Here is a 25,889-nt window from a genome sequence, read left to right as displayed (position 1 = left end):
CCGATAAAACCTCCATATACTGCAATATCCTCTCTCAATCCTGCTGAAATAGGCATGATTAGTTCTAATTTCAAATTCCAAGCCCCCTAGAATAATGACAACTCTTCTGGTGGGGCTTTTACTTGGGTAATCAATCTATCCCAGTCTCTATGTGGCTGCTCAAAGAAACTTTGTATTGCGACATAACTCATAAGTAAAATTCTTATCATTGTTGCCAAGCCTGAGAAGCTCCAAGGTCTCTTTATTTTGTTCTTCACTAGGGTTATAAGCAGATTGGCTATAAGCGTAATCCATATTTGTATTTTTATAGCATTCGCACTCTCTCCATAGAAGTATCTTAGCGGGAAATTCTGTTTTATTTGTTTAAATAAGGTTTCTATTTGCCATCGTCTCTTATAGATAGCTATAATATCTTCTGCCGACATCTGAAAATCATTGGTCAGCAGTGATATGAATCTGATTTTCCCTTTCTTGGTCTTATCCTGATATGTGATTTTTCTTGCTTTATGGTAAATATCTTTTTCCTTTGTATGCTTATGGAAGAGAATGGTTTCTACGCGTACAACTCCATAATCTGTAGTCATCTGGTAATCCGTATCAGCAATCCTTTCAAAGCTAAGATTATTTTTCATCTTAGTTACATATATAACGCCTCTTTGAGTCAGTTCAGAGAACTTTTCATAGTTTATATAGGCTCTGTCAAAAGCAATCAGTTCCTCATTGGCGTATCGTTCTGGGATAAGTGCAAATTGATCATGACTAGCTGCAGATGTGAACTTGATATCGCTTGGAACATTCTCATTGGCAAATATCTCTGTATGTACTTTTATTCCACCCTTCTTCTTACCAGTTTTGGGATTACGTCCTACTCCTTTAAAGACCAGGTTAGAAAACAGACTGATTGTCGTAGAATCTATTATCTTTAGATTCTTCAGCCATTTGGGCTGTCCACAATTTCGGCTGTCCGAGTAAAGTTCATGGCGATATTTCTCATATAAGTTCATATAGATCGAACCGAATATCTCGGAATCTCGGCGTTTGTTTGCATCTGACAAGGTACTTCGACAAGGAAAATGCTTTAAACCAAGATGATTAAAGCGATTAACATTAGCAAAGAGAGAGGCCTTTATCTCACGCAGAGAGTCTAAACGCATCATTACTGCATAAAGCATGACGACAAGATGATGCCATGCATCAAACTTCTTTATATAGTGTTCACCTCCCTGAGCTTGGCTCAGAGAGAGAATTTTATCACGATTAAAATAGTTTAACAGTTGAACATATAGTGGCTGTCCGATAAAATGTGTACTTTTGTTCATCTTATTTCATTGTTTTATTTTGACAACTACAAAGGAAATAAGAAGGGCTGAATGTGCAAAACAATCAGCCCGTTTTTTTTATTATTCTGAATTAAAAAGATATGAACGCAAAAAAAGTTTTATCGGACACCAATAATATAAAATCCTTCCTAACAGAAACTTATCAACTGTTTAAGATCATCTATATAAACGAAAAAGATTACTTGCCGGCAACATTAAAGCTGCTAACAAGTAATCTTAGATGTATACGTAACACCTTCAATGAATAGGCTACGTTATGTTATTTCTTCTGTAAAAGCCTTTATGCCTACTTACTGTTTTGTTTTCTTCTTAGACCCTTTCAGCCACATATAACCCATCAGTAAGATGAAAGCTGCCAAGATACAAAGTAGCTGTACGGCATATTCTTGTGGGTGAACCCAGAACTCCTTAAAGAAATTAATACGTCCGAGAATCTCTACTGGAGTCCAGAAAACAATCACCGTTGCGATTGCCATACGGATATTAGCACCCCATGAAGCAATATAAAGCTGCTTTTTCAACATATAAAGTGCACCGAAGAAACAGCCAATACCTACCAAGAAGGTTACTGGGTGATGATCGCCAAGGAAGTTCTTATCGTAACAGAACATCAGTAAGAGGTAAGAAGCCCAAAGAATCATGTTCACCTCCATAAAGGTGACAATAGATGTATGGCGTGTCATTGGTTGGAAAGCAATCTCATTCTTACGCTTTCCGAAAAGCCGTTTCTGAATCCATGTGATAAAGTTACAACCATTGCGCGTACTGAAGATATACATTGTCATCATCATCATCCAGAAACCAAAAGAAGCTGGAAGAATCAGATATTCTGGCTTTGTCACAATCTCTCCATTTTCAATCTCTGGTTGTACGCCAAAGCGATGAGCGTAATATTGGAAGAGGAACTCTACCCATCCAGTCCAAAAAAGCAGACCACCAATAAGTCCCCAAAGTGTCTGACGAGTATCACCTTTGACAAACACACCGATAATTACCATTATCAATCCCACGAATCCCATTGTAAAGCCAGCATAATGTACGGCTTCTGGAGTCATCGTCTTTTCCATCATGATCATAAGAGCATGACCCAAAGGCATCGTGAACAACACAAGGATAAACGAGGCGAGTGTTCGCCATAAATAGATTTTACTTTTTCCCATAAATTAAAAAGGTATTGAGAGCTTAAAATAGTTTATCAACATCAACTGACATTCCAATCATTAAGTTTGTTCCATCAGTCAATGGACAGTTCAAATAATAATATTCTGGTTTATAATTAAAGATGTTATCAAGGATTACACTTACCTTCACACCCTTACCGATGCGCTGCACCAAAGAGAGTTTGAAGAGTGCGTATGCGGGGTAATGTATTGTTTTTATACCCTTAGAGATGTCATAGTAATCAACAAACTCTTCATTGTCGACTGCTGAGAGGAAGCGTCCATCTAATCCGATGTTCGTTCCATAGTTCTTCAACCACTGATAATCCCAATCGATATGACCTGTCATAGAGTGTTTGCGAGCAGGTATATACTGATTGTTTACAGAGTTACTGTTCTTGTCTTTTGGCAAGCGTTCATTGGTATAAGCATAGCTTAAACGAGCTGTAAGACCATTCGTCCAACGTGCTTGTGCCGTTGCTTCTCCTCCACTAACCGTATAGTTGTCCAAGTTTAGGTAAGGAAGACGTGGGATAATGTCTGATGGATTCTTATAGTAAGGTGCACCAGTTGCAATCTTATTTTCAATCTTGTTACAATAAGCACTTACTGTAAAGTTATAGCGACCCTTAGTATAATCAACCGAAGCATTAAAGTTCTGGCTTACTTCTGGTTTCAAAGAAGGGTTGCCTTCGACTATCCATATACCCGACATATCAAAGTTATAGTACTTCTCTTTCAATGTAGGAGCACGGAAACCCATACCATAACTGAAACGAACATTCAAGTTATGTACTGGCTGATAACGTGCACTTACCTTTGGAGTCAGTCGGGAGATGCGTCCGTCTGAGAAGTAATCGTAACGCAAGGCACCTACAACCTCCCACTTCGGACTGATGTTCCAGTCGTATTGTGCAAAGGCATCAAAAGAGTCTTGTTTACGAATTCGCCCCCCCAAGTTGGTATTAAAGAGATAATCATGCATATAGTCTGCACCCACAGAAAGGACGTTTTCCCCCTCAAAAGTGTGATTATAAAGCAAGCGAAGACTGTTCTGTACATTTGAATAGTCACGGATATCCAGTCGAGTGATGCGCTGATAGTCTGACTTATCATACTGATCAAAAGCATAGGAGAAGTCAACACTATTAACAAGGTCTGGTGTCCATGTTCCACGAAGACCACCCGAAAAGTCACGATAGCGCTCTGGTACTTCTGATGTACGCACCAACTGGCGATAGAAATAGCCTGCACGTCCTGTCAGACGAAGCTTTTCATTCAACCTAAAAGTGAGTTGTTCCTTAAAGTTCCAAACAGCATCACCATAGATAGTTGAGACAACTCGTGTGATTGGATTGGGTCCATTGTGTACATTGAAGTTGTCAGAACTATTCCGATTTACTGTCAGTAAGTTGTTCCACTTGCCTCTTGCGTATTGCCATGATAGTCCATAACGTTGCTCGTTGTGGCGACCAAAGCGCATGTTAAGGTTAAGTGCGCATGGATTTGGCTTTTTCTTGGTGATGATATTGATAACTCCACCAGCAGCATTAGAGCCATAAAGGGCTGAAGCAGCACCTTTCACAATCTCGATGTGGTCAACATTATCCATACCAATACGAGTGAAGTCGACATCGTCCATCGTTTCACCAGCAAGGCGTTCACCGTCAACCAGAATCAACATACTCTGTCCACCAAAGCCAGAGAAGTTCATATGTACCTGCTGATTCATGGCGTATGAGAACTCAATACCCGGTATTACCTGCTGCAATACATCACGCAGATTGGTAGCATCTGTCTTCATAATATCATCAGATGTGATGAGTTTCGTCAACACAGGGGTATTGGCAAGTAGCTTCGGTGTACGTGTTCCCGTTACTACTACCTGCTCTAATTCTAAGCATTTATAAATGGAATCAGGCAATTCATCTGCCCACATCGTTGCAGGAAGCAGACAGGTAAGAACTGAAAGTATAATGGTTTTTCGTTTCATAACCAATCAAAAAAATATCATAACCTTATCTCTATTCTTTGAAAGAACCACTAACGAAAAGGTTTTATGTTTTATTTAATATGGATATTTATAATTGATTCTTAACCAACATTTGGTACCATCAGCACCAATATAGTTCTCCAACTGCAGAGCAGCATACTTATTGTTCTTCAGACGAACAATAAACACATGACTATTCATGGTAAAAGAAGGAGGCATTGGAGGTATTTCGATTTTCAACCAAGAGGAAAGTACCTTATTGATACGTATTCCTTGACAGCCAATCAGACTCATAAGCATCTGCGACTGGTCCTCCCAAACCTCGTTCTCTGTCCATTCATCTTCTTGGAATGTTGCTCCTAAGAAATAGGAACTATTCTTTGGAAGTTCATTCAAAGAGGTGTACTTCGTTTCAAGTACGGCACCACCATTCGTCCTTACATTGTTACGATGAAAGGCAATGCTCCACGACTGTGGTTCAGGTTGTGCATCAGTAGCAGTAAAACCACGCTTTTCATTTACCGAGATACCTTTTCCGAAGACATCAAACCAGTAAGTGTACATACCCGTTTTCCCATCACCACTACCCGATGTCAGATTTGTTGGGATGGCATAATGCGTGAAGTTCGTCTGTGCCTTGAGCAGTCCTGCAGTGTCTTTGCGCTCGATATACATCTGTAAAGAGTCAAAGTCAACATAATACCAGTTCTTCCAACTGGCGGCATTAACAAGGAGTTGACCTTCCGTTGTCACACTTGCAGCGGCTGGTGCCTCATCATATATATCTTCAAAAATGCCGTTGCAGGCTGTTACCATTAACATAATGGCACAGCCTGCAAGGGTAGAAATAGGGCGAAATACTCTGTGCATGAGCGTATAACGTTTTACTTAGCCTTCTTACCAGTATAAGTTGCTGAGATTGGGAATGGCATACGTGTAAGACTATAATTATTCTTGATGGTCAACGTTCCACTCTCGTCAACCGTTACAACCATCTTACTTGTAGCCTTGAATGAGTACTCGTTATCTATTGGCATACCCCCAACAGCCTTGAAATGAACTTTGAGACCATCATTGCTATAATCACGAACAAAACTGTTAGATTCCTTGTCATAAGCAAGATTCTTAACGGTATATGTTCCTAAAGTCAAGTTACCCATCATTGTAACCCCTGTGTAGTTCTCTTCAGAAGCTGTAACGTTGATAGTACCATCTTCATTAGCTGTAATCTTATAGCCAACAGTAGCAGAAGTGAATGGACCAAAGCTATCACCCACCTTCAAAGCGGTTGTACCAATATAGTTTCCTGCCACCTTTGATGCTGCTGAAGCCTCAGCATAATGCCAAGTAATATCAGTACCACCCATGAGTGATGGGATTGAAATCTTTATTTCTCGCATCGAACCACTCATCGTTGCATCATATTCCTCCACTGCACCACCAGCTCTTGGGTTAGCAATCTTCATCTTACCAGTACCGTTAATTGCGTGCTTATTCATTGTTATCACGAAAGAACCAGTACCCCACTGAGTATCGGAGAACTCTGCAAGGAACTTACCACCGTCCTGCAACACCTTAATCTTAGCACCTGTGTCAAAACGAACATTGTCGAGTACTCTGTTCTTTACAGTCAAATAGCCTGCATACTCGTGTATCAACTTTGGTTGTGAAGGGGTTTCACTTGGCAAGAACTCAATCTTTGAAATATCTGATGCGTTATAAGTTACAACGCTACCATCAGTTTTTGTTACCTTTAATGACTGCGCCTGTACTGCGAGTGCACTCAAGAAAGATACGATTACTAAAGTAAAGATCTTTTTCATTTACGTATAAATTTAAATGTCTTAGATAATGATTTAACTACAAAAACGCCTGTTTGTCCGTCGAGAGGAATCTCAACAGAACCACTCTGGCTTACGGTTGCACGACCTACCAACTGTCCGTTGATTGTGTAAACAGCTACTTGACTACCTGCTTTCAGCCCTTCTCCCTTCAAGGAGTTACCAAAGGAAAAGACAGCATTGTTGCTTTCTACATCCAGCGTTCCAATACCTGTTGGTTGATTAGCAAAGGCAAAAGCACGGAAATCTGTCAGAGGATACTCTATTGTTTGGCTTCCAGCAGTCAAAACCATGGCAGTGGAAGTGAAGGTAACAGTAGGTTTCTCAGACAGAGCAAAGTAAGTGTCTTTGCCATCTTTGTCACTTACTTTCACATAGTCAGCTGCAGAAGCAGAGAGTGTGCTCATGGAAGCTAACAGTGTAACAGCAAGTGTAAAAAATAATTTTTTAATTCTCATGTTACTGATTCTGTTTATATTAAATTCTAATCGAGTGCAAAGTTATAAGAATCAACATTACAATACAATACCTAATAATAATGATTTTAAACCAAAAGACAGCCAAAAACACTAACTTACACCTATAAGAGGAATTCAAAACTACAATATATAAATCTACAACTTCCTGCCCTATCAATTAACACAAGCAGGCGATTCAGGCTGATTTTATCGTCTTTACACTGAATTAACACCATAGATAAAGTTCTAAAAGTAAACTTTAACGAATAGTAAACCTCTCTATTACGAGCTCACAATACATTTTACTCACTACCTATTTATAACGAATAGAACTTCTGATAACCATATTAGGTTCTTCCGTTGAATGCTATAGATTGCAAATAGCATAATGACTTATTCCCTTACATGGTATGACTATACCAAAGCAGATAGTCTTACAAAGGGGGATAAACTAAAAGATAAAATGCAAATAGAAAGCCTGTCTATCCGTCTTCTACAAACAATTCATTCTCATATCACCTGTGTTTGTAAACTATTTTCACGTAGCTCAAAACCAACACATGCTCTTTTAGCTTCTAAAAGACGCCTAATTGGCTTGCAAGCGGTGCCCTTTAAGACCCTTATTAACGCCCTTTTGAAGTCCAATTAAGCACCTTTTCTTATTCTTCTTTATAACTAATTGATTACCTGTTAGTTGCAAACTTGCTTTTTATATATGTTTTTATCCTTATTTATAGATGCCTTATCTAAATTTATGTAATAATTTTTCAAGCCTTTATCTACGCTTTTTGATGTTTTAAAATAAAAAGATTTCCTGTGTTGGAGGAGGATAATAGGATAGACAGTTGAGGGTCTTGGCTATGGTTTTGTTTAACAAGCGATTTCGGTTCTACCATTATTATCTATCATAACAAACCTAATGTCAAACGTAAACTCATCTCATCTATTCATAACAACAATAAAGGCTGAAATCCACAATCGGATCTCAGCCCATTAGTTTTAGGTGTTGGAAGAGCAAAACTTTACGTTCTCCGTTAGAAAATGAGTAAGACTTACTATGTTAAGATTTGTCTTTGCTTCATTTCCAAGTATTTATTGATAACATCAATACTGAGTTTGTCTGGCGTTGTCAAAACACTATAGATACCATGCTGACGCAGTGTTGATACAATCAAACGCTTTTCATTAGCAAACTTCTCAGCAATAACATGCTGGTAATATTCCTCTGTTGAGTGCTTCGGAGAACGAATATAATCATTCATCTCTGCATCTTCAAAAAAGACAACGAGCACACGATGCCACTGACTAAGCAACTTCAAGTAAGCCAACTGACGATTGAGAGCAGTCATACCAGAGAAGTTTGTGTAAATAACGAACAGACTTCGCTTGCTAACTTGTTTATGTACATTGGCACACAAACTACTAAAATCACTTTCACCAAACTTGGTTTCTTGTGCATAAAGTGACTCTAAGAGAAGTTGCATCTGACCAGTTTGCTTCGAAGGAGCAACAAACGTGTCCATTCTATCTGCAAAGGTTATCAAGCCAGCCTTATCATCACGGCGCATGGCAACGTATGACAACACCAAAGAAGCATTGATACTATAGTCGAGAAGCGTCATTCCACGGAACGATTGCTGCATAACACGTCCCTTATCAATAACCGAGAATATCTGCTGAGAGCGCTCATCACGATAGACATTCACCATCAACTGATTGCGACGTGCACTTGCCTTCCAGTTTATACTTCGGTATTCATCGCCTTTTACATAGTCTTTTATCTGCTCAAACTCAGTGTTGTTACCTGCCCGACGTATACGCTTTATACCCATCTCAGTGAGGTTATTGCTTATCGCAAGAAGTTCATAGCGATTCAGCATCATATAAGAAGGATAGACCTTAACGTCTTCTGCGTTACCCAACGTATAACGACGTTCGACAAGTCCTAAGACTGTACGTGTGAAGCAACGAATCTTACCAAAGGAGTAGACGCCACGCTTCATTGGTCTGAGCGTATAACGAATCGTATTCTTACCCATCGCTGTTAGATGACTCTTATAGCTTATGTCTCTCCGTTGGAACACCTCTGGAGCCTCATCTATTACCGTCAGCCATACAGGAAAGGAGTACTTACTTTCCAGACTTATCTTGACAACATTCTTATCACCATTAGAGAAACGTTCTGAACAGGTTCGCTTCGCTATTATTCCACGACGATGATAGAGCATAACAGCATCGAACACAACCATAGCAGCAAAGATAAAGAGAAGTATCTTTGCAACCATGAAAAGCTGTGGGAACACATAACCAAAGCCTGCGAGCAGTGTAAGGCTTGCTAATATAAAATAAAACCTTTTAGTAAGGAACATTTCGTCTTTATTTATTTGAGTGCTTCTCGGCTAACCTCATTACTTAGGTACTTCGACCTTGTCAATCAACTTCTGTGCAACCTTCAATGGGGTATATCCCTCCATTTCAGCCTCAGCAGTAAGGATAAGACGATGTTGAAGAATACTTGGCGTAACAAACTTGATATCTTCGGGTGTTACAAAGTCGCGACCACCCAACAAAGCTGAAGCCTTAGCAGCATTGAGCATAGCAACAGAAGCACGTGGACTGGCACCGAGATAGACAGCCTTTGAGGTACGAGTCTGCTGTACGATGTTTGCAATATAGCGTAAAAGGCTCTCCTCAATGAATACCGTATCGAGTTTCTTGCGCATCTGCAGAAGTTCGTCAATGGTAAGTATTGGCTTAACATCTTCCAACTTGATGAGGTTTCGCTTCTCCTGATGACGCTTAAGGATATTCATTTCCTCATCAACAGAAGGATAACCCATACTTATCTTAAAGAGGAAACGGTCGAGTTGCGCCTCTGGTAGACGATAAGTACCTTCCTGTTCTACTGGATTCTGCGTCGCAATGATTGTATAAACATCGCTCATACGACGAGTTGTACCATCAATCGTCACCTGACGTTCCTCCATTACCTCGAAAAGAGCTGCCTGTGTTTTTGCAGGAGCACGGTTGATTTCATCGACAAGGACGAGATCAGAGAACACAGGACCTTCATGGAAGTCGAACTCAGAGGTCTTCATATTGAAGACTGTCGTACCGAGTACATCACTTGGCATGAGGTCTGGCGTGAACTGAATACGACTAAAACGCGCATCAATCAGGCGAGACAACAGACGTGCCAACAAGGTCTTAGCAACACCAGGCACACCTTCTATCAGCACATGACCATCTGCAAGAATCGCTGTTAACAACAAGGCAACTGCCTCCTGCTGCCCAACAACAACCTTATTTATCTCTCCTCGCAACTGCATCACTTTTTCACTGAATGCAGCAAGGTCGGTTCTTTCTTCTTTATACTCTTCCATCTTATTTATTGTTTGCTCTTCAATTACATTGTTCTTTTGCTCATCCATAGCGTTTATAGCTTATTGATTATCATATCCATACCGTCTATTGCCTTTCGCAAAGCAGCATCTTTTAGTTCATCATCACCCTGCAAATAACGATCGACACGGTCAAATATCATTCGTACTTCAGCCTCTGACATTCCCGTTCGAATGGCTATCTGTGCTATATTCTCCTTCCTTGACTCAACATCTTCGACATCTATCATCGTCATACGACGTAAGGTCTCGCCAAAGTAACTATACTTTTTCTGCAGCAAGTCACGATTAATATGCTTCTGATGATAAAGAGTACCTATCAACTTCACGAACTCCAACGAACGATTTGCTGGTTCCTCTACCACCGGGATAACGCGTTGTCGTCTACGCGCATAGAACATACAGAAGAGTAATAAGCCTCCTAAGGTGAGATAGATAGCCCATCGGAGAGGCTCGTTTTGTAGCCAAAAGCGCAGTGGAGTATCCGTTTCATATTCTGTTTCAGGTCCGTATGCCTCAGTACGAATGATTGGCAAGCCACGGAATTGAGACATCAAACGGAAGATGAATCCATTTGTCTGCGTATCAAGGATACCATAATTGGTCATCAACAATGGATCACAAGATACAAAGAGTTCACCCTTTCCTCGCTTCACTCTAACCATATGTGCCAACCAATAGCCATCTGTAGAATCAATTTCCTCCTCTGAAAGCCAACAACTAACCAAAGTATCGCACGCAGCCTTTCCTTCTATTGTAACATTATTACCTGCCATCGCGGCATAGACCGCGTATTCTTTCTCCTGATAAGGCAACTGATGAGACCAGACTAAGGTATCATAAGGAATTGACTGATTCGCAATTGAGGACTTAACCTCCATAGGAGAGAACCCATATTGCCCATTAATAGCTACCTGCAAATCAGGATATAGAGAATCAGGTTCAATATCAGACGTTGCAATGAAGACTTTATTACCAGCTTTCAACAGTCTATCCAACGAACGGATATCCGTTGCAGAAGGGCTAAAACGGTCTGTTTGAATTAAGAAGGCATGCGGTTTCTTACCATATCCATCACGTTCCAACTGTGCTATTGTTTTCTTTGTCACCTCATATCCTGCAGGAACAGACTTCTCCATCAGTGAGTCGAACACCGCACAACCAAATGGTTGCTTATCGTAATGATTAAAGGTAGGCTCCCAAACAAACTTTGAAGGCACATTCCACTCTAATAGAAAGACAAAGACAAGGAAGCCTGCTACGAAGAACCAAAAGCGCTTGTTCATTCCTTACCTCCTTTCTTTATCTTGCTTTCTAAGTCTAACAGTAGTTCTACGAGTTCTTCAGACGCTTGATAATTACCATATCTTACACGCATAAAAGCTGTAGTCATTCTTTCAAATTCTACTGATAGGAACTCACGAGTGTATTGAGTTGGCGTCTTATAGAGCTGCCAACTAATCTTATTACCATCTGATAACCAACGAAGTGTACGCAGATAGACAATTCGAACAGCCTTATAATAATCCTTCTGTGCCATTGCTTTGGCATAAACAGCATCAAAGTCAACGCCATAGATATTATCTTCTTCATCATTTTCATTTGTCACCTTACCCGCTCTACCAAAGAGTTTGAATTGATAACGGTACAAAATGAAAGCGATTAGAGCAATAAAAGCAAGTGCAATAACAATGTATATCACGATACGGAAGTCCCCCTTACTCTGAATACTAAATAAATCAGAGAGGAACTCACCTATCTTTGACATCAGCCAATCCCACCAATCAAGTTCAGGTGCCTGTAACTCTCGCGCATAGTTGTACGCTTCATCAGCACGATACTGATGAAGTAACGCTGAATCACACGACAAAGTATCACTTAATGGCTGTAACATAGAACCGTTTTATCAAAGTTTATCAAAGTTATCAATGTCAGTATCTTTCTCTGCTAACTCTTCAAAGTGCTGTATGTCGTCCTCTACAGAGAAACCATCTTCCTCCTCTGCGATGCTTCCATAGTGAAAAGCTAAGGCGAAGGTTGAGATTGTCATCGTTATATACATACCAAAGTTCATAAATACAGATGACAAATAAACAAGGAAGCTATAGACAGGACTTGTTGCAAAAGAGCTTTGAGTAGTATCAGTAGCCAGCAAAACTGACTTCACAACCGTCAATATATACCAAGGAATTGATGTGAATGAAGACAGGATATTAGTCAAGAATCCTATCACAAACATCAAGCCAAACAATGACCAGAATGAATGGAAGCCAAGTTTTAAGCCACGAGTTATTGAGCTAAACAACGTTTCCTCATCTTCAAAAACATAGACAGGTAACGCCATAGAAACAGGCAAACAGCATACTACTAACGCAAGAATTGGTATAACGGCCAGTATCGGTGCACTTGTGATTGCAGCAAAAGAAATGATAAGAACCAAAACTACGATAAACAGAGCCACGAGAACCACGGTCATTAACAACGAGCGTTTAATCACCTGAATGATTATAGGTTTTAAGTCGCTCAGTGTCGTATTACGAAGTCTATTTGGACTTTTATGATAGTATTTCACCATACTATAGCAGATTCCAGCCAACAAGGTAGAACCTATCAGCAGACAAATACCATATCCCACGTACGAAGCACCTAATCTAAGGAGCATCCCCTGTGCCACGTCTACATCCTCCCCCATATCGAAGGTATTGGTATAATAAGGTGCTAAGACCTTCATCATCATCTCCATAGCGAAGCCTTGTACCAAACAAAGCGGCAAGAGTAGATAGGTACATGCACGCAACAAAAACTTAAAGTTCTCACGAATAAACTCAAAAATCGCTGAGAACTTCTCGCCGAAACTACGAACTTGATAAAGTTCAATCTTTGGTCTTTCTATTTGCATTTTCTAAATGATAATTACGCTTATAAGGTAAGTAAATAAAATAATACACGACAAACGCCAATGATACAAGTATAATACCAATGCGGATAAAGTTATTCAACTCTGTATGACGAGTAATGAATCCTTCGATAAAACCAGCCATAATAAAGATGGGTACTGTTCCGACAACTATCTTCATTCCCCTCTTTGCACCTCGCTGAAAGCTGACCAAACGCGAGTAGGTACCTGGGAATAACCAACCATTACCAATTGCCAAGCCTGCAGCACCTGCCACAATGATTGCTGAAAGTTCCAACGTACCGTGTAACATCGTGGCTAAAAGACTTTCGCCTAATAATCCATGCTGATAAAAGAAAGTATCAAAACACCCTACCATGATACCATTTCGGAATAAAAGAAAGCCTGACATAAAGCTTGTCAATACGCCCGAAACAAACACATTAAACGATACCATGATATTGTTCAGCGTAATACCAATAAACATTCCTCCCTCTTCTTCAGTGCCATATACGCCCATCGGCTCACCCTTCGCTATATTCTCAAGGGTCATATCCATATAGCCGTCGCCAAGTATCAAGCGTGGGAAGGACTCGTCTCCTAAGGTAGAAACAACACCAATCAGTACACTCACCATAAAAATAATGAATGACAGAAGCAGCAACTTACGCTCTTTCCACATCACGTCAGGCACCTCCTGCGTCCAGAAAGTCACCAAACGCGACCACTTCTCCCGTTTATTACGGTAGATTTCATTATGAAGTGCAGAAGCAAGTTTGTTGAGATAGATGGTAATACGTGAATGAGGATAATGTGTCTGTGCAAAAGCGAGGTCGGCTGTAAGCTCAGTATAAGCATCAGCCAACTGGTCAGGCATCTCAAATTTGACATTATCTATCATGCCTTCCATTGCCCGCCACTTCTCAATATTATTGCGTATGAAAAGAATCTCTTTCATGCAAAGTCCACACGTAATTTACACATTATTATCATTTACGCAACAAATTTAGAGTTTTTTTCTTACATTTGCAACAGAAACAACATTTAATTATCAAGAAAATGCCCGAAGCCAATATCATAACAGGTCAGTACGTCCAGATAAGTCAGTCGCCGGCAAGTTTAGGAGAGCGTATCGTTGCACAAATCATTGATGACTTCCTAATTATCTGCTATCTGGTTGGTGTGTCGCTCCTGATAACTGAGTTAAACTTTTTTTATATAACGAAAGTGTTATTCTTCCTAATAGCCGTCTACCTTCCTGCCCTCTTTTATCACTTCCTTATGGAACTTTTCAACCATGGGCAAAGTGTTGGAAAGATGGTGATGCATATCCGTGTTGTGAAGAAAGACGGAACAACACCGGGCATTGGTGACTTTTTTATGCGTTGGCTTCTGCAACTTGTCGACCTTGGTTTCTCTGGTGTTGGGGCACTTGTCATTCTTATCTCTAAGAATTCACAACGTCTTGGCGACCTTGCAGCAGGAACGATGGTCATCCAACTCAACGATTATCGCAAGATTCAAGTCTCACTTGACGAATTCTCTTACCTTGATAGAAAGTATAAACCTGTCTATCCACAAGCTGAAGACCTCTCTCTTAACCAACTTGATGTCATCCAACGTACCCTCAATTCTGAGTACGGATACGAGCGTGACCGTCGTATTGCTTCCCTTGCTGAGAAAGTACGAGCACACCTTAACATCTCTGATACCAATACTGCTGACGAGAAGTTCCTTTATACTATCGTACGTGATTACCAGCATTTCACGTTGGAAATAATATAAAGAAATAGGGAAAAGAAAGTATAAGGTAGCATGGGAATCTAACAGAACTGTACTGTATAACCTTCATATTTGTGCCTTACACGATCCTATTATAACGACAAGAACAAAACGTTTTACCCATTATCGTCCGCTGTGTTATTACTCAGCACATGATGTGCGGATGCCCAACACACATGGTGCTCATGCCTAACACATGATGTGCGGAGCATTAATCACATCGCTATAGGTTATCAAAACAAGTACTACTGATTGTTAGAAAAGAGTTATGATGACGTCTCTTAGAAAAAAGATAATAGCTATCGGAGGTGCATTGGCTTACCCTACCATAAGTCTTTCACCTGATATTACAAGAGAACACTTCTATAGGAAGTGGGTACTTGTGACGGGTGCATCGCATGGAATAGGGAGAGCATTAACCGAAAAAATAATCAATGCAGGTGCAAATGTCTTCCTCATTGCTCGAAGTGAAGCGGACTTACGATTCTTATGTGCCAAAGCTAAGCAAATGGGTAGCAGTGCAGACTACTGCGCAATAGACCTAAGAGACAGGGAAAAGTTGGAACAGCTTTGCCAAAAACTAAGGGAAACACTACCACGGTTAGATTACTTCTTTTGCAATGCCGGTAAATCTATCCATCGCAAGATTAATGATGCGCAGGACCGCCTACACGACTATGACCGTACGATGGACCTCAACTATCGTTCTTTGGTCGCGCTTTCATTAGCTATCTTACCTGCCTTGAAGGCAAGCAAAGGGCGTATCATCTATTCTTCATCAGTGAGTACACTCTACCCAATGGCACCAGGCTGGTCGGCTTATCATGCCTCAAAAAGTGCAGCAAACACATGGTGCGAAACGGCAGACAGCGAGTTTGCGCCGTTAGGTGTTCACGTGCAGATAGCTTATTTACCCTTGGTTCACACAGCGATGTCAGATGTCAACGAACAATACAAGCACTTACCTGCATACACACCAGCTAATGCAGCCAATATTCTATTGAAACTTGCTATACGGAAGGTCAGGACTTATAAACCTTGGTGGGCAAAGTTTTCTGCCCCAATAGCCTATCTCTTTGCTCCGATTATTCACCTATATTATAAGCGATTGCCATGAGAAGAAAGAATGAAGCTATCCTTTCTATCCTCTATCGCTTACACATAATCTCACCAAAGGGCATATTTGTGTGGGCTAAAAGCCTCATTTATGAAGGCATCAGCCTAATGGCGTTGCTCCGTTTTGCGGCTCATTTCTATCCGCATCGTTGTGCTATCACTGACGAGAAGCAATCTCTAAGCTATCAAGAACTCTATGTTCGTACGCGTCAACTCGCTGAAATTCTTCACACGGAATATCATCTCCAACCTAAAATGAGTATGGCTTTGCTTGGACATAACAGTCTTATTTTGACTCTCCTGCTGCATGCACTTTCACGATTAGGCATACGCGCTACCTTATTAAGTACCGATTTGGGAACAGAACAGATAACAGCTGATTTGCAGAAGCACCATTACCGCCTTATTATATACGACTCAGACCTCAAACAGATACCAACGAAACTTCCCTGCGTGGCTATTACAACTGAGAAGATAAATGACATCCTTTTAGATAAGCATTCTCAAATAAAGAAAAGAAAACTCCCTAAAATCTGGCGAGGGAGAGAAATCGTCATTCACTCTGGAGGAACAAGTGGTAAATTCAAGACCATTGCTCGTCGTCCCTCTGTTACCTCTTTTCTCCCTCCATTGTTTGCCTTACTGCGCGACATCAGAATCTATCAATATGAGCGTGTGCTGATTTCACTGCCCTTCTATCATGGTTTTGGACTTTCAACGCTTATCATCTCCTTACTTATGGGTAAGAAGGTATGCCTACAAAAACGCTTCGATGCTATCAAAACCTTAGAGATTATTCAGCGTGAACAGATAGAGGTCATGCCTATTGTTCCTGCTATGCTCTCACGTTTTTGGCAGATTGAAAATGCAAAGGAGAAGATGAAGAGTCTACGTTGTCTTATAAGCGGTGGTGATAAACTTCCTAAAAGCCTCATCGACACGACTCATAAAGAAATAGGAGATGTAATCTTTAACCTATATGGTACGTCTGAAGCAGGATTCTTTATGCTTGCTAATCCTAAAGAATTAGCTTCTTTCGAAGAGACTACCTTAGGGAAACCTATTCGAGGAGTCGACTGTAAGGTAAAAGACTGTAATCGTCAAGGGATAGGAACACTTTGGGTTCGTTCTCGTTGGGCAATGCGAGGACTGCGAAATCAATGGCAAAACACAGGCGATTTAGTATCACAGAATAACGAAGGTTACTTCTTTCATCATGGGAGAGCCGACCGAATGGTGGTCTGTGGAGGTGAGAACGTTCAGCCCGAACACATTGAGCAGGTACTTCTCTCCCACCCTATGATTATTGCTGCACGTGCCTTTACCGTTCCCGACCCTAACTTTGGCAATGTCATTCACACGGAAATAGAATGTACACCAAAGGCAACACTAACAGAGGCTACACTCCTCAACTGGCTCCGCCCACAACTGTCACGCGCAGAAATGCCGCATAGCATCCGCTTCAAAACCATTGAAATGCTCTCAACTGGCAAGCAGAAGCTTCGTTAAATGTGCTCCGTCTTAACTCCAAATACAAACAGTTCTGAGTTCTTTTCATGATAAAAAAGAATTATTTTCATGAAAGAAAATATTTTTCTTCACGACAATAAATATTTCTTTTCATGAAAATAATTTGAGAAGAAACAAAAGATAAAATCAATATAGGAGAACCAAGAGAGTGGAAAAGATCCTTGCTGTCTCTTTCATCACACTAACAATAAAGCCATCATCCACAGTCTATTGCCGTAGATGACGGCTTTACTTTTATAGAATCATACCCTTTTTTAGAGAGGATGTCTACTCCTTTTCCTCTTGAGGAAGCATGATAAGAGCTTCTTGTTTCTTACCATCCATCATTATCTTTAATGGATTTGGGAAACGAACATGGCGTACCCACTGAGTTTCTTCCACAGCTGGAAGGGCATCAAGTACACTGCGCTGATAGAATCCATCTTCCTTATAAGGATTAATTGTGAAATAGCCTACACCGAAAGAGGTGAGATTTTGGAAGAAATGTGTTCCCTGACTTGGGTCTACACGATAGTGTTCCAGTCCCTCCTCAACGATGACACGGGCTGCCGAGATATGTGACCACTTCACAGGAATACCCAACCAAGGGTCGCTTGAACCCCAACGACCAGGACCAATGAGCACATAGTTCTTGTCAGTATCAAGGAACTTACGATTTATCCGTTCTATCTCATCAGCAATAGTTGGGTTGTTAGATGCTGTAAAAGAACTGTCGGTCTTTACATATACAACATCTTGTACATCGTCTGAAACGCCATGCCCCAACGAGTTATGACTCCGCAAGAGACATTCTTTGTCATGTATTGCAGTAAGGTCTTCTTCTAACATCTGCTTAGAATCAACGATTGGACGAATCTGCAGGAGGTATAAGTCACCCGTTCGGTCATCATTCAGATTAACAGCGAACTCTATCTCCACAGGGCGACGCATAGCCTCAGCACCGTATGTCATTGCCATTTGTAACAACTCTGGTAGTGGAAAGACGTTCTGCTGGAGGACACCACAGAAAGAAATAATCTTTCTTCCTCCCTCATAGAGTCCATCATAAATAGCATGGTCTTCGGGAGAATAAGTGGAAGTGATATATTGTAGACTACCATCTGTCTCTGCATCTTTCACACGCAGTTTGAGGATATTAAAGCCGTCATCTACCTTAAAGTCCTCACTGATATGCTTCATGTCGAGCGCATAGAACTGAGTTTGGGTTTCGCGCAAGGCTATTTCCATTTCGCTCATCTGCAAGACTTGATGCGGATGGAACGGACAAACGCGCAGCGTCTGCCCACCATCGACAATATACTTACCTAAACCCAATGCCAAAGAGGCAATACCTTCCTCTGCTTTCTCTTCTCCTATCGGATAATAGTTGAGAGAGCGAAGAACGCCAGAGATGTTCGGATAGAAATGATCTCCATACTCCTTACCGACAACCTGCTGTAAAATAACTGCCATCTTCTCCTGATCAATGACATTACTTGTGGCTGTCATATAGGCTTTGGAGTCACGATAATAAACCGAGGCATAGACAGCCTTAATCGCACAAGCCAACATTCGGAGCATTTCATACTTATCCTCAAGATAAGGAATCATATAGGTAGAATAGATACCTGCGAACGGTTGGTAGTGACTATCTTCCAACAACGAACTGGAACGGACGGCTATTGGTGAGCGAGTAGCCTCAAAGAAGGTAAAGAAGTCGCCTATGAATTCATCGGGCAATTGGGCACGAAGGAAGGCTTGGAGTATCTCTTCATCGCTTGCATCACTCAAAGCAATCTGGTAAAGATTGTTTTGTTCCATAAAGCTATCGAAGACATCCGTACAAAGAACGACTGTCTTCGGTATCTGTACCTTTGCATTGGGGAAGCGATTGAAGTCTGGTCGGAGTTTAATAACGTTATCAAGGAAAGCCAAACCACGTCCCTTACCTCCTAACGAGCCGTCTCCAATACGAGCAAAATGGGCATATCGGTCGAATTTTCGCCTATCAAATAGGGCTACAACACCCACATTGCGCATCCTCCGATAGGCAACAATGGCATCAAAGATAATCTGTCGGTGCATATCTACATCCTGTAGTTTATGCCATGTAATACCTTTCAGGAAGGAAGAAACTGGGAAAATGGCACGTGCAGAGAGCCAACGACTCATGTGATTACGAGAGATATGATAGAGCATAGAGTCACGTGGAATCTTAAAGATGTTATCCTGCAACTCTTTCAAGCTTCGAATGCGCATCACCTCCTCACGTGTTTCTGGATTACGGAAGATGAAATCGCCAAAACCCATGTGTTCCTCTAATAGATGGCGAAGGTCTACACTCATCTTCTTTGAGTTCTTATCTACAAAGTGAAAGCCTTCTGCCTCAGCCTTTTCACGGTTCTCACTCTCCGAACTTTCTATAATCAAAGGGAGGTATTCATCTTCTTTCCTTATGGCACGAAGTAGTTTTAAGCCTGCTTCTGGGTCTTTCTCCGCTACAGGAATGTTCCCTTCTGTCGCAGAAGAACCCTTATCTTCTACATTATTAATAGGGAATCTTACATCAGAGATAACACCCAAACAGTTATCCTTATAACGTTGATAGATATCCCATGCTTCCTCGTAAGTGCGCGCTAAGACTACCTTTGGACGTCCACGCTGACGCAAAGAGGCATCGTGTCGGGTCAAGGCTTCAGTGGCAAAGTTCTGACTCTGCGTAAGAATATAGCTATATAAGTTAGGTAGAATAGATGAATAGAAACGGATAGAGTCTTCTACCAGCAATATCATCTGTACACCAACCTCATGGATATCATTGTCTATATTCATCTTATCCTCCATCAACTTAATGATAGAAAGTATGAGATTGGTATTCCCCAACCAACAGAATACATAATCAAAGATACTAAGGTCTTCGTTTTGTATACGTTTTGTAATACCATGAGAGAAGGGAGTCAGTACCACACAGTGGATGTCTGGGAACTCTGCTTTTACAGCTCTTGCCACATCAAAAGCATCATTATCAGCATTACCCGGCATACAGATAACGAGGTCGATATCTACCGTATTGAGTACCTTTGAGGCCTCTTCAATCGTTGAAACCTGCGTAAAGGTTGGCGGATAACGCAGACCTAATTCCATATACTCATTGTAGATCTTCTCTTCCACACGTCCATCATCCTCCAACATGAAGGCATCGTATGGATTAGCTACAATCAAAACATTGTAGATTCGTCGCATCATCAGATTGACGAAACTAACGTCTTTTAGGTAAAAATTACCCCATTCTGCAGGAATTTGCTCACTCATAATCCAAAACTTAATATTGGACAAAAATACAAAATAAATACAAGTCAACCTATCTTTTCGCAACTTAAATAATATATTTTTTATTACTTTGCATACTGGTTACCATTTTTTGCGACTTAAGTAACTTCCCGAAAGAAAGAAAAAAATGAAAAATTTTTGATTTTCATTTGGACTTTTGATAGAATTTGGATATATTTGCCATACCATTCTGAACTGAATGATACTATCTAACATAAACAAATAAAAGTCAATTTACTATGGAAGTCGAAAAAATCATGCAAGCACTGGAGCAGAAGCATCCAGGTGAGTCAGAGTATTTACAGGCTGTACATGAAGTACTCATGTCTGTAAAGGATGTTTACAATCAGCACCCAGAGTTTGAGCGCGCAAGTATTATTGAGCGTATTGTGGAGCCTGAGCGCATCATCACATTCCGTGTACCTTGGGTTGATGACCAGGGAAAAGTACAGGTAAACATTGGTTACCGCGTGCAGTTTAATGGTGCTATCGGCCCTTACAAGGGTGGTCTGCGTTTCCACGCATCAGTAAACCTCAGTATCTTGAAGTTCCTCGGTTTCGAACAGACATTCAAGAATGCACTCACCACATTGCCTATGGGTGGTGGTAAGGGTGGTTCTGACTTCTCTCCACGTGGTAAGAGCGATGCTGAAATCATGCGTTTCTGCCAGGCTTTCATGAACGAGTTGTATCGTCACATCGGTCCTGACGAGGATGTTCCTGCAGGCGATATCGGTGTTGGTGGTCGTGAAATTGGTTACCTCTTTGGTCAGTATCGTAAGCTGACTCACCAGTTCCAGGGTATGCTCACAGGTAAGGGCAGAGAATGGGGTGGCTCTATCCTCCGTCCAGAGGCTACAGGTTATGGTGCACTCTACTTCGTTCACCAGATGATGGAGACTCATGGTCTTGACATCAAGGGTAAGACTGTTGCCATCTCAGGTTTTGGTAACGTTGCATGGGGTGCTGCTAAGAAGGCTACCGAACTTGGTGCAAAGGTTATCACATTGAGTGGTCCTGATGGTTATATCTATGACCCAGAAGGCATTAGCGGTGAGAAGATCGAGTATATGCTCGAACTCCGTAACAGTGGTAATGATGTTTGTGAGCCATATGCAGAGAAATATCCTGGTTCACAGTTCTTCAAGGGTCGTAAGCCTTGGGAGCAGAAGGCAGATATCTATTTGCCATGTGCTACTCAGAACGAGCTTAATGGTGAGGATGCCGACAAGATTCTTGCTTACAAGCCATTGTGCGTAGCTGAGGTTTCAAATATGGGTTGTACAGCAGAGGCTGCTGATAAGTTCACTGCAGCGAAGCAGCTCTTCGCTCCTGGTAAGGCTGTTAATGCAGGTGGTGTGGCTACATCAGGTCTCGAAATGTCACAGAACTCTCTCCGTCTCTCATGGAGTCCGGAAGAGGTTGATCAGAAGCTCCATTACATCATGAGCTCTATCCATGAGCAGTGCGTGAAGTATGGCAAGCAGGCTGATGGTTACATCGATTATATTAAGGGCGCCAATATTGCGGGCTTCATGAAGGTAGCGAAGGCTATGCTTGCCCAGGGTGTCGTATAAATAGACCAGTCTATCTATTCCCTCTCCTGCTCTCCAAAGCAGGGAGGGAATAAACTCTATGAGAGAAGGCTGGCGATACTAATAAATTAATATGTATAGAACCAAACTTCTCCTTATAGCGTTATTTGCGCTATGCAACGTCTTTACTCTGACTATAAAAGCACAGTCAGATGGTAAAGCTTCTTATTATAGTAACGGATTACACGGTCGCCGAATGAGTAATGGCGAACGTTATGACCGTAATGCTTTTACTTGTGCACATCGCACACTCCCCTTTGGTACACGTCTAAAGATTACGAATCCTCGTAATGGTAAGTCTGTCATTGTCCGCGTAACGGATCGTGGTCCATTTGTTCGTGGACGTGTCGTTGACTTATCCTATGCTGCTGCACGCGAATTAGGTACACTTGCCAGTGGTGTGGCTTACGTGAAGGTTGAGCTTGTACGCAAAGAAACTGAGATACCATTCCCTTCTGAGTCAAATGGTACACTTGAAATGCCTGAAATTGAATATGGTACTGCTGGCGTATGCTATGAGTTTATCCCTGAATGGGAAAAGGTTGAAGAGGATAAACCTAAAGAGATTGAGCGCAAAGTAGACACGCACTTAAATCAAAAAAAGAATCTTCAGCAAGGCAAGGTGGAGAAAGAAAACATTAGCGAGACACGCAAGCAGGTACAAACTTCTACTCCAGCTAACCAGCAGGTTACAAAGACTAAGAGTCAGGCGACAGCCCGTACCACTCCTGCTGCAACCAACCGACAGCAGACTGCTCAGCAGAACAAGTCAACCACACAACCTACTACTTCAAAGAACAATTCAAGTAGCAGTTGGACCAACTTCTTCAAACGTGTGAAGGATGGTGTGACTGGACTCTTTGAATAGAAAGGAATAAGACATAAGCAGGCTGCCCCTCCCCCTTCCCCTCCCCCATAGGGAGGGGCGTTAATACCGTGATATCGCCACAAAAAAAAGTTTCTTCTGTTAAATGAGTGGACACTTTTCGTATTGCTTTAACGTAAGAACCATAGTTACTCATCAAACAAAAACATGGCTAAGACTGTCAACATTCTATCCTATTATCATCCTCTTTCATTGAAAATCATTTCTTTTTAGAGTTCGAACATCTGTAAACAAGGATGTGAAAAATCATTACATAATTTCAAAGAAAACATCTACAAATAAGGATAAAAACACGTATAAAAGGCAAATCTGCAACCAACAGGAAATCAATTAGTTATAAAGTAGTAAAATAAAAGGTGCTTAATTGGACTTCAAAAGGGCGTTAGTAAGAGCCTTAAAGGGCATCTTTTGCAAGCTAATTAGGCGTCTTTTAGAAGCCAAAAGAGCATGTATTCAAAATTATGATGTGAAAAATTATGACAGAAAAATAAGTTATTAGCCTAATTAGACCAAATAAACCAAATAGCCTAATTAGGCTAATAGGAATAAGTTGTTTGTAGAAATATGTTTAGCCTCTAATAAACTATTTGGGTTAAAAAGAAATAGAGGCTGCACCAGTTTAATGATACAGCCCCATTCCGTCATTTAAAGTTTTAGTTATCAGTAGTTAGTACTTACACAATAATATCTTTATAATCTCTATTTAATCCTATCCTTTTAGAATCCAAACCGTAAGACGATTTGCTGACTCTTTATATTATCAGCTTATCAACAATCTTACTTACTGGTTCTTATATTGAATTCTGTCACTTTGCTTATACTCTTCTGACCCTGCAAAACAGTTAAAGCAAATCGTGCCATACCATTCTTTAATTTCTTATCAGCCTTCACAAGTGCTGTGTAACGGACGCCCTTACCGGGTGCAATACTCTCAATGTGAATAGATGGACTGATGTAAATGTGTGCATTACCGGTTGTTTCCAACACTGAAGGCTGTACATCACTGATAGCCTTGTTTCCACGATTCATCACCTCAAAGATAATCTTACCTACCTCATTGCGCGACAAGATACCATCTTGGTTATCATCAACAAAACGAGCGTTGATAATCTCAATGTTCGGTGTATACTGGTAATTACCTGCCAACTTATCCACACTTGACTCAGCTGGTGCCTTTGTATTTGGCTGTGCCGCGCTGTAACTGCCTGTATAATCACTGCCTTGGAAATCGTAAATACGGTCGTCGCCAGAGTTAGTGCTATCAAAGCCGCTTCCATCTACCCTATTAGGCTGTGCATAGTCGTCTGTCTGATTATAATTATCGTATCCTGATTGATTCCTTCTTTCACGTGCCTTACGCTGTTGCACCTTCTCATAATGGTCGTGTACATCCTCTTTCGCACGTCTGTCAGCCTTTGCTCCTGTAGAAGCACCTATGATAGCACCACCAGCCATACCAACAATCGTACCTATATCTGAACCTCTCGCTCCACCAGCAATACCACCAATAGCGCTTCCAAGAATACTTCCTAACGAGCCACCAGTTACAGCACCTGACCCTGTATAGGTATCGCAACTACTAAGCACCACGGCTGCGGAGAGGGAGAGAATTAAAGACTTCTTCATAACTTACAAATTCTTAACATTGGCAAAATTAGCTACATATTTTCACATTTACAAAGATATTTCCCTACTCAGTGAGGGGAAAACCCTAAAGTTACCAAATATATCCTCCATATTGCTGATTTTCAACAGCTACAAACAGCCATATTTACTATGAGTCTATCGGTAGATATAGCATCAGATGATCAAACGCAATATAACGTTTACCAGCCCAAGTAATAATACCAATAGCATCATTCAACGTACAGTTTCTCAACTCTTCGTGCTCAGAAACAGAGACTTTATACGACTTTCCGTTCTCATCTTTTACGTAAATAAAATCAGGTGTAATAGCTTCTAAGCCGAGATAAAACGTATAGGAATAGTCCTCAAAATCATTTACCACCTCTACTCCCTTTTCTGTTGGAGGCATCCAATCATCTTTTGCACGTGTTAATTGCATCGGACGAAACCAAGATACATCCATCATAAATGACTCAAATGCTATCTTCGTCGGACTATCTCCACCGAAGAAAACAAAGTGTGGATAGGTGATATCATCCTTTGATAACTTGTCGTTATTCAACCACTGCAAGACAGAACGAGGATGCTGCACACAGGCATAATCCTCCTCATTCCGATAGAAACTTATAGTAAACTCTTGCTGATGCAGCTTACCAGCCTCACCTTCCTTCTGAAAATAATGACAAAATAGATAGCTTGTCGCTAATTCTTCTACTCGCCAGTAGTCTGGTTTCTGCTCACTATGATGCTCGCCTATCCAATAACCATCAAGATTGGGATATAACTGGTCCCACTGACCACGCCGACCAGTCTCTGCAACTTGCTCTGTGCTGGCAAGAACTGATAGATTACAAAGTATGTCAGCCGTAAGTTTTACCAACCGAATACGCGTCAGTTTCTCTTCCGCTTCCTTTAAAACCTTATGAAAAAGTGTCATCCTTGGTGTCTGTACAAAA

General features: G+C 41.1%; 20 protein-coding genes. 5 read left to right on the top strand and 15 right to left on the bottom strand.

Features of this window, described 5'->3' with window-relative positions:
• Nucleotides 1-86: 86 nt before the first annotated feature.
• The 12 genes from FIU21_RS06135 to FIU21_RS06080 form a co-directional block, all read right to left on the bottom strand.
• Complete coding sequence (locus FIU21_RS06135) at nt 87-1,319, bottom strand: IS4 family transposase (RefSeq protein WP_172891309.1); 1,233 nt, start codon at nt 1,317-1,319, stop codon at nt 87-89.
• Between the two features lie 311 nt (nt 1,320-1,630).
• A complete protein-coding gene (locus FIU21_RS06130; RefSeq protein ID WP_004361557.1) occupies nt 1,631-2,500 on the bottom strand; it encodes a hypothetical protein in 870 nt (289 codons plus the stop codon).
• Nucleotides 2,501-2,522: 22 nt separating this feature from the next.
• Entirely contained in the window at nt 2,523-4,493 is a 1,971-nt protein-coding gene (locus tag FIU21_RS06125) for a TonB-dependent receptor plug domain-containing protein (protein WP_004361558.1), read from the bottom strand.
• A gap of 75 nt (nt 4,494-4,568) precedes the next feature.
• Nucleotides 4,569-5,363, bottom strand: a complete 795-nt coding sequence (locus FIU21_RS06120) for an HmuY family protein (protein WP_036886950.1) — start codon at nt 5,361-5,363, stop codon at nt 4,569-4,571.
• 14 nt (nt 5,364-5,377) lie between these two features.
• Nucleotides 5,378-6,316 (bottom strand): calycin-like domain-containing protein, encoded by a 939-nt coding sequence (locus FIU21_RS06115; protein WP_004361560.1) that lies wholly within the window; start codon nt 6,314-6,316, stop codon nt 5,378-5,380.
• Nucleotides 6,313-6,792 (bottom strand): hypothetical protein, encoded by a 480-nt coding sequence (locus FIU21_RS06110; RefSeq protein WP_004361561.1) that lies wholly within the window; start codon nt 6,790-6,792, stop codon nt 6,313-6,315. Before FIU21_RS06110 ends, FIU21_RS06115 begins: the two co-directional genes overlap by 4 nt.
• Nucleotides 6,793-7,847: 1,055 nt before the next feature.
• Nucleotides 7,848-9,161 (bottom strand): DUF58 domain-containing protein, encoded by a 1,314-nt coding sequence (locus tag FIU21_RS06105; protein ID WP_004361563.1) that lies wholly within the window; start codon nt 9,159-9,161, stop codon nt 7,848-7,850.
• Nucleotides 9,162-9,200: 39 nt separating this feature from the next.
• On the bottom strand, nt 9,201-10,175 hold the full coding sequence (locus FIU21_RS06100; protein WP_004361565.1) for an AAA family ATPase: 975 nt from the start codon (nt 10,173-10,175) through the stop codon (nt 9,201-9,203).
• A 53-nt stretch (nt 10,176-10,228) separates the two neighbouring features.
• On the bottom strand, nt 10,229-11,479 hold the full coding sequence (locus FIU21_RS06095) for a DUF4350 domain-containing protein (RefSeq protein ID WP_004361567.1): 1,251 nt from the start codon (nt 11,477-11,479) through the stop codon (nt 10,229-10,231).
• Nucleotides 11,476-12,087: a DUF4129 domain-containing protein gene (locus FIU21_RS06090; protein ID WP_004361569.1), complete on the bottom strand. Its 612-nt coding sequence runs from the start codon at nt 12,085-12,087 to the stop codon at nt 11,476-11,478. The genes FIU21_RS06095 and FIU21_RS06090 overlap by 4 nt, the downstream gene beginning before the upstream one ends.
• 12 nt (nt 12,088-12,099) lie before the next feature.
• Nucleotides 12,100-13,092: a hypothetical protein gene (locus FIU21_RS06085; RefSeq protein WP_004361571.1), complete on the bottom strand. Its 993-nt coding sequence runs from the start codon at nt 13,090-13,092 to the stop codon at nt 12,100-12,102.
• Entirely contained in the window at nt 13,067-14,047 is a 981-nt protein-coding gene (locus tag FIU21_RS06080; protein ID WP_004361573.1) for a stage II sporulation protein M, read from the bottom strand. Before FIU21_RS06080 ends, FIU21_RS06085 begins: the two co-directional genes overlap by 26 nt.
• Nucleotides 14,048-14,148: 101 nt before the next feature.
• Here FIU21_RS06080 and FIU21_RS06075 point away from each other — a divergent pair, with 101 nt between their 5' ends.
• The 3 genes from FIU21_RS06075 (at nt 14,149) to FIU21_RS06065 (ending at nt 17,496) form a co-directional block, all read left to right on the top strand.
• Nucleotides 14,149-14,874, top strand: coding sequence for an RDD family protein (locus FIU21_RS06075; RefSeq protein WP_004361578.1), 726 nt, complete (start codon nt 14,149-14,151; stop codon nt 14,872-14,874).
• A 265-nt stretch (nt 14,875-15,139) separates the two neighbouring features.
• On the top strand, nt 15,140-15,988 hold the full coding sequence (locus FIU21_RS06070) for an SDR family NAD(P)-dependent oxidoreductase (RefSeq protein WP_004361580.1): 849 nt from the start codon (nt 15,140-15,142) through the stop codon (nt 15,986-15,988).
• The gene (locus FIU21_RS06065; protein WP_004361583.1) at nt 15,985-17,496 is read left to right on the top strand and encodes a class I adenylate-forming enzyme family protein; all 1,512 of its coding nucleotides are present in this window, start codon (nt 15,985-15,987) and stop codon (nt 17,494-17,496) included. Before FIU21_RS06070 ends, FIU21_RS06065 begins: the two co-directional genes overlap by 4 nt.
• Before the next feature lie 288 nt (nt 17,497-17,784).
• On the opposite strand, the gene FIU21_RS06060 is transcribed toward FIU21_RS06065, so the two are convergent.
• Nucleotides 17,785-20,808: a PEP/pyruvate-binding domain-containing protein gene (locus FIU21_RS06060; protein ID WP_004361584.1), complete on the bottom strand. Its 3,024-nt coding sequence runs from the start codon at nt 20,806-20,808 to the stop codon at nt 17,785-17,787.
• A gap of 257 nt (nt 20,809-21,065) precedes the next feature.
• On the opposite strand from FIU21_RS06060, the gene gdhA reads away from it, so the two are divergent.
• Nucleotides 21,066-22,403 (top strand): NADP-specific glutamate dehydrogenase, encoded by a 1,338-nt coding sequence (gene gdhA / locus FIU21_RS06055; protein WP_004361586.1) that lies wholly within the window; start codon nt 21,066-21,068, stop codon nt 22,401-22,403.
• A 91-nt stretch (nt 22,404-22,494) separates the two neighbouring features.
• Nucleotides 22,495-23,289, top strand: coding sequence for a septal ring lytic transglycosylase RlpA family protein (locus tag FIU21_RS06050; protein WP_004361589.1), 795 nt, complete (start codon nt 22,495-22,497; stop codon nt 23,287-23,289).
• Nucleotides 23,290-24,084: 795 nt separating this feature from the next.
• Here the strand turns inward: FIU21_RS06050 and FIU21_RS06045 are convergent.
• Entirely contained in the window at nt 24,085-24,933 is an 849-nt protein-coding gene (locus FIU21_RS06045) for a YMGG-like glycine zipper-containing protein (protein ID WP_036886952.1), read from the bottom strand.
• 148 nt (nt 24,934-25,081) lie between these two features.
• On the bottom strand, nt 25,082-25,870 hold the full coding sequence (locus tag FIU21_RS13310; RefSeq protein ID WP_004361592.1) for a hypothetical protein: 789 nt from the start codon (nt 25,868-25,870) through the stop codon (nt 25,082-25,084).
• Between the last annotated feature and the right edge of the window lie 19 nt (nt 25,871-25,889).

Source organism: Prevotella melaninogenica (genome assembly GCF_013267595.1).
Lineage (GTDB): Bacteria > Bacteroidota > Bacteroidia > Bacteroidales > Bacteroidaceae > Prevotella > Prevotella melaninogenica_D.
The sequence above is the reverse complement of the archived record's forward strand: the minus strand, read 5'-3'. Positions and strand labels throughout refer to the sequence as shown.